We start from the raw sequence: 4819 nt of genomic DNA, 5'->3' as shown, positions 1-4819 counted from the left end.
GGTGGTCCGGGCGGCGCGGCCCAGGACGCCTGCGCCTGCGTGCTGTGGTCGGAGCCCACCCAGGCCGCGTGGAGGTCGCCGGCGGCGATGGCGTCGCGCAGCCGGACCCGCCCTTCCCGGGCGTCGTCGACGTGCACCAGCCGCCGCAGCCTGCGCAGCATCTTCTCGTCGCCGAGGTCGTCGGCGAGCCGCACCGCCCGGCCCCACTCCTCCTCCGCGGTCGCGCGGCCGCCGCGCTCGTACGCCTCGCAGCCGGCGTTGACCGCGCGGCCCAGGTCGGCGTGGCCGGCGAAGTGGGCGACGCGCGGGTGGACGCGCGTGGACAGGGCGGCGTCGTCGGTCCAGTGGACGAGCAGGGGGACGGGCCGGGGCACGGTGACGACGGCCTCGGCGGGGTGGTCGCCCACGGCGTCGGCCACCAGCGACAGGGAGGCCAGCTGCATGTCCTCGCCCATCGGGTCGCCGGCGGGGTCGGCCGTGACGCACAGGTGGTAGTCGCGGGACTCGTCGCCCCAGGCCCCGGTCGGGAAGTCCCAGCTGCGCTCCCCGCTCTGCACGGCCTCCGCGGTCAGGTCCAGCTCGGTGGGGAAGACCTGCTTGAAGAAGCGGAGCTCGCTGCCGACGCGCAGCCGGACGCGGATCCGTATGCCGGGCAGCGCCTTCGTCATGGCGCTGGTCATCATCGTGCGGAACTCCTCCTCCAGGTCGGAGTCGCGCTCGACGGCGTCCGCCTTGCCGTGCAGCCGGGCGGCGATCGCCCGCAGCTCGGCGGCGGCCCACTGGTCGCCGATGCCGCGCGCGTCGCAGGTGAACTTCCCGGCGCAGTCGGCGAGGACGCGCTCCAGCTCGTCGGGCCGGTCGTGCTCGTTCCTGCCGTCGGTCAGCAGGAGGGCGTGCCGGATGGGGTGGTCCTGCCCCGGGGCGGTGAGCAGGTCGCGGGCGCAGGCGAGCCAGGAGGCGATGGCCGTGCCGCCCGCGGCGACGAGGCCGTGGGCGGTGCGGGCGGCGTCGGCCCGGGTGTCGGGGCCGGCGACGGCCATCCGGCCGGTGGCCGGGTAGACGACGCGGGCCTTGTCGGTGCCCTCGACGAGGGCGAAGCGGGTGCCGTCGCGCAGGATGCCGATGGCGGCCGCCGCGGCCTTGCGGGCCGCCGAGATCTTCGTACTGGGCCAGCTCATCGACCCCGAGCAGTCGATGACGACGACCTCGGCGGAGGAGGCGTGCGTGGTCAGCCCGCCCAGGCCGTGGCCCTCGACGGTGAGGACGGCGTGGGCCGGCACGGTGCCGGAGCCGGCCGGCAGGTGCTTGTTCTGCCCCAGCTGGGCGGTGAGGGCGGGCAGGGCCGCCGTCGGTGCGCGGTCCTGCGGGCCCGCGCCGTCGTCTCGGTTCATCGCGCATCCCGGTTCATCGCGTCGGTCCCTTGCCTCGGTCCATTCGTTCCCCCGTGCCGGACGTGCCAGACGTGCCGGACGTGTCGGCCCTTGCGGCCGTGTCAGAAGCGGGTCTTGGGGCGGACGCGGTTCGCCAGGTCGACCAGGGCGGCCAGGCCCCCGGGCGTGGGCGCCTGCCGGGCCAGCCGGCGCAGCTTCGCCTCCAGCCGGGAGCGGAGGGCGAACTCCTCGTCGTCCGCGCCGAAGAGTGCGGTGCCCCCGCCCGGCCCGCCGGCCGTCGCCCCTGCCCGTACCCGCTCCAGGGCCACTTCGAGCGTCTCCGCCTCCAGCCGGTCGCGGGCCGGGCCGCCGGGATGGCCCTCGTCCAGGTAGACCCGGGGCAGGAGGTCCAGGGCCGCGGCCAGGTCGGCGCGGCCGGGCAGCCCGCGGGCGGGGTCGGGGTGGAGGCGGCCGGAGAGGATGCGCACGCAGGCGATGCGGCCCGCGTCGTAGTGGCGGGAGACCTCCGGCAGGCCGCCGAGGAGCCCGGCTGCGCCGGTGCGGTCGCCGGCGGCCAGCCGCAGCCGGGCGAGCCCGAAGGCGGCGCTGCCCTGGGAGCGGTTGCGCTGCCACACGGCCTGGTAGTAGCGCTCGGCGGACTCCGCGTCGCCGCGCTGCTCGGCGCAGTAGCCGAGAGCCAGCTTGGGGGCGTACTCGCCGGGCAGGTCGTGGTAGACGCGGTCGAACCGGGCCTGGGCGGCGGCCGGTTCGTGCCGGGCGAGGTGCAGCAGGCCTTCGTGCCAGGCGATCCGCCAGTCGTGGGGGACCAGGTGCCCCAGGAGCTCCTTCGCCGTCGTCAGGCGCTGCTCCGCGGCGTCGAGTTCGCCCAGTTCGAGGTGGGCGCGCAGCTGGCGCAGGCGGATCTCCACGGACTCGTGCCCGGAGGTGGACAGCTGCTGGATCAGGCGCCGCGGTCCGCTGGTGGTGGGCTGGCCGAGCAGGGCCGCGGCCGGGTCGGCGGGGTCGGGGTAGGGCACGGGCAGGTGGCGCGGGACGTTGCCGGCGGCGGGCAGGCCGGGGTCGAGGAGCGGGCGCCGCTCGCCGGTCAGCCAGTGCTCCAGGGGAGGCACGCGCCCGAGCGAGGCGTCGAGGAGAGTGGCGGCGGGAGCGAAGAGCGTGGACGGCTCGGGGTGCTCGGTGCCGGTGCGCAGGGAGCGGATCTCGCGCAGGACGCCGCGCAGCTGCTCGGCCATCTCGCGGGCGGAGGCGAAGCGGTCGAGCGGGTCCTCCGCGGTGGCGCGGGAGACGGCCCGCCGGTAGGACTCGGCGCCCAGGCCCTCGGGCTGCCGGCCGGAGTCGTCCGAGAGGGCGCGCAGGGTCATGCCCAGGCTGAAGAGGTCCGAGCGGACGGACAGCCCCCGGGCGCCGAGCCGGGCGACCTCGGGGGCGGTGAAGCCGCGGGCGCCGAGGACGACGCCGCTCTCGTCGCCCAGCTCGCGGGTGGCGCCGAGGTCGATGAGCTTGATCCGGTCCGCGTAGTGCATGACGTTGTTGGGCTTGAGGTCGCAGTAGACGTAGTTCTTGCGGTGCAGGCTCTCCAGGGCGTCGAGGATGCGGCAGCCGTACGAGAGGACGTACTCGAAGATGCGGTCCTCGCCGAAGGGGCCCTCGCGGCGGGTGATGCGGTCGCGCACCTGGGAGAGGAGCATGCCGCGGACGAACTCCATGACGATGTAACGGGTGTGGCCGTCCCCGTCCCCGTCCCTGTCCCCGGCCCCTTCCCTGTCCCCGGTGTTCTCCGCGTCCGCTTCCCCGTTCCCGCCCGTCGTGCCGCCGGCTCCGGGCTCCGGGTGGGTGACGAAGTTGATGATGCGGACGATGTCGGGGTGGTCGGAGCGGATGAGGTTGCGCCGCTCCTCGCCCATGTTGTGCAGCGCGATGGGATCGCGGGTGTTGATGAGGCCCTTGAGGGCCACGGGATTGCCCTCCAGCCGGATGTCGTGCGCGAGGTAGACCCAGCCGAGGCCGCCGTTGGCCACGCAGCCCACCACGCGGTACTGCTCGCCGACCAGATCGCCGGGGGCCAGGCGCGGGGTGAAGTCGTAGGGGTGGCCGCACCGTTCGCAGAAGCCCGTGGGCAGGGCCGGCTGCCCGGCGTACGGGCGGCCGACGATCGCGGTGCACCCGTCGTGCCCGCAGGTCTTGCCGCCGGCCGGGACCCGGGGGTCCGCGACGACCAGGGCCTCGGGGGACGGGGTGGCGATGTAGGGCAGGTCGAGCAGGCCGTCCTCGGCGGGGCCCACGGTGAACAGCCGGTCGGTCTCGGCCCGCCTGCGGGTGCCGGCCGTGGGCGGGCTGTCCGGCACGGGCGGGGCCCCGCGCCGGGCGCGGTGGCCGCGCGTGGAGCAGAAGCCGGTGGCTTCGATACGGCCGTCGCAGCCGGGCCAGGGGCAGCGGTCCGGGGGCGGGGGAGGCGTGGGGGACTGCGCGGGCGGTGTCCCCGGGGGACCGCCGGGCGGCTTCCCGGGTGTGCCGGGCGGTGAGCCGGGGGGACTGCCGGGCGGTCCGCCGAGTGGTGTGCCGGGGGTGGTCATCCGGGGTCGCCCCCTCGCGGACGGTGGGTGTGGTGCCGTACGGCCTCGGCGAAGCGCTCCACGGCGCGCTCGGCCTCGGCGAGCTCGCAGGGCGCCTGGTAGAGGAGGTTGTGGGCGGTGCGGTAGAGGGGCCCGGCGGCCCGCTCCTCCTCCAGACTGCGGGCGGCGAGCATCGCGAAGAAGGCCTCCAGCCGGCCACGCAGCTCGTTGCGCCGGGCGATCCGGGCCTCGGCCAGGCCGATCGCCTCCTCTATCCGCAGCAGCCCGGACTCCACGGTCCGCTCGAAGGCGGTGAGGTCGGCCAGGAAGCGCTCGCCGCCGGGCTCCGGGTGGCGGCGCAGGGCCGTGAGGTCCAGCCGGAGGGCGGCCGCGCGCTGCGGCACGGGGCGCACCGGGGCAATGAGGGCGGCCTTCTCGAAGGCGAAGCGCTCGCGGCGTGCGATGTGGTCGATGCCCTCGCGCACCCGGTCCAGGCGTGCGGCGATGTCGTCCTTGGCGGGGTCAGCCATCCTCAGCGCCAGCTCCAGGCTCTGCGATTCGGGGTTGCGGAAGACGAGGAGCAGCCGGGCGCCCCGGCCGGCGAGGAGCCCGGTGAACTCGACCAGCGCCAGGGGGTCGGCCGCGTAGTCGACGCCTTCCGCGACGATCGTCAGCGGCACGCTCCGCGCCGCGCCCAGGCGGCCGACGGGCGACTCCTCGTCGTCGGCGGGGCGCAGCCCGAGCCGGTCGGCGATGCGCTCGGCGACCCTGGCGACGGTCTCCCCGGAGACGTCCAGGGCGAGGTCGACGCTGCCGAGGGGCGGCAGGACGTCGTCCTCCGTCTCGTACGCGGACGGGGGGCGGCGCGAGGTGCCG

2 protein-coding genes and 1 pseudogene are annotated in these 4819 nt (G+C 76.2%); all 3 read right to left on the bottom strand.

The window, feature by feature from the left end; translation table 11 throughout:
• A partial coding sequence (locus V7793_RS33350) for a vWA domain-containing protein (protein WP_336013447.1) occupies window positions 1–1391 on the bottom strand: 1391 nt, incomplete at its 3' end.
• A gap of 101 nt (window positions 1392–1492) precedes the next feature.
• Window positions 1493–3736 (bottom strand): serine/threonine-protein kinase, encoded by a 2244-nt coding sequence (locus V7793_RS33345; RefSeq protein WP_336013446.1) that lies wholly within the window; start codon window positions 3734–3736, stop codon window positions 1493–1495.
• Between the two features lie 224 nt (window positions 3737–3960).
• Window positions 3961–4819: pseudogene (locus V7793_RS33340) on the bottom strand (serine protease); the annotation flags it as partial.

The organism is Streptomyces sp. KLMMK (assembly GCF_036961605.1).
Classification (GTDB): domain Bacteria; phylum Actinomycetota; class Actinomycetes; order Streptomycetales; family Streptomycetaceae; genus Streptomyces; species Streptomyces telluris.
Note: the sequence above shows the minus strand (reverse complement) of the source record. Positions and strands in the feature narration are given on the sequence as shown.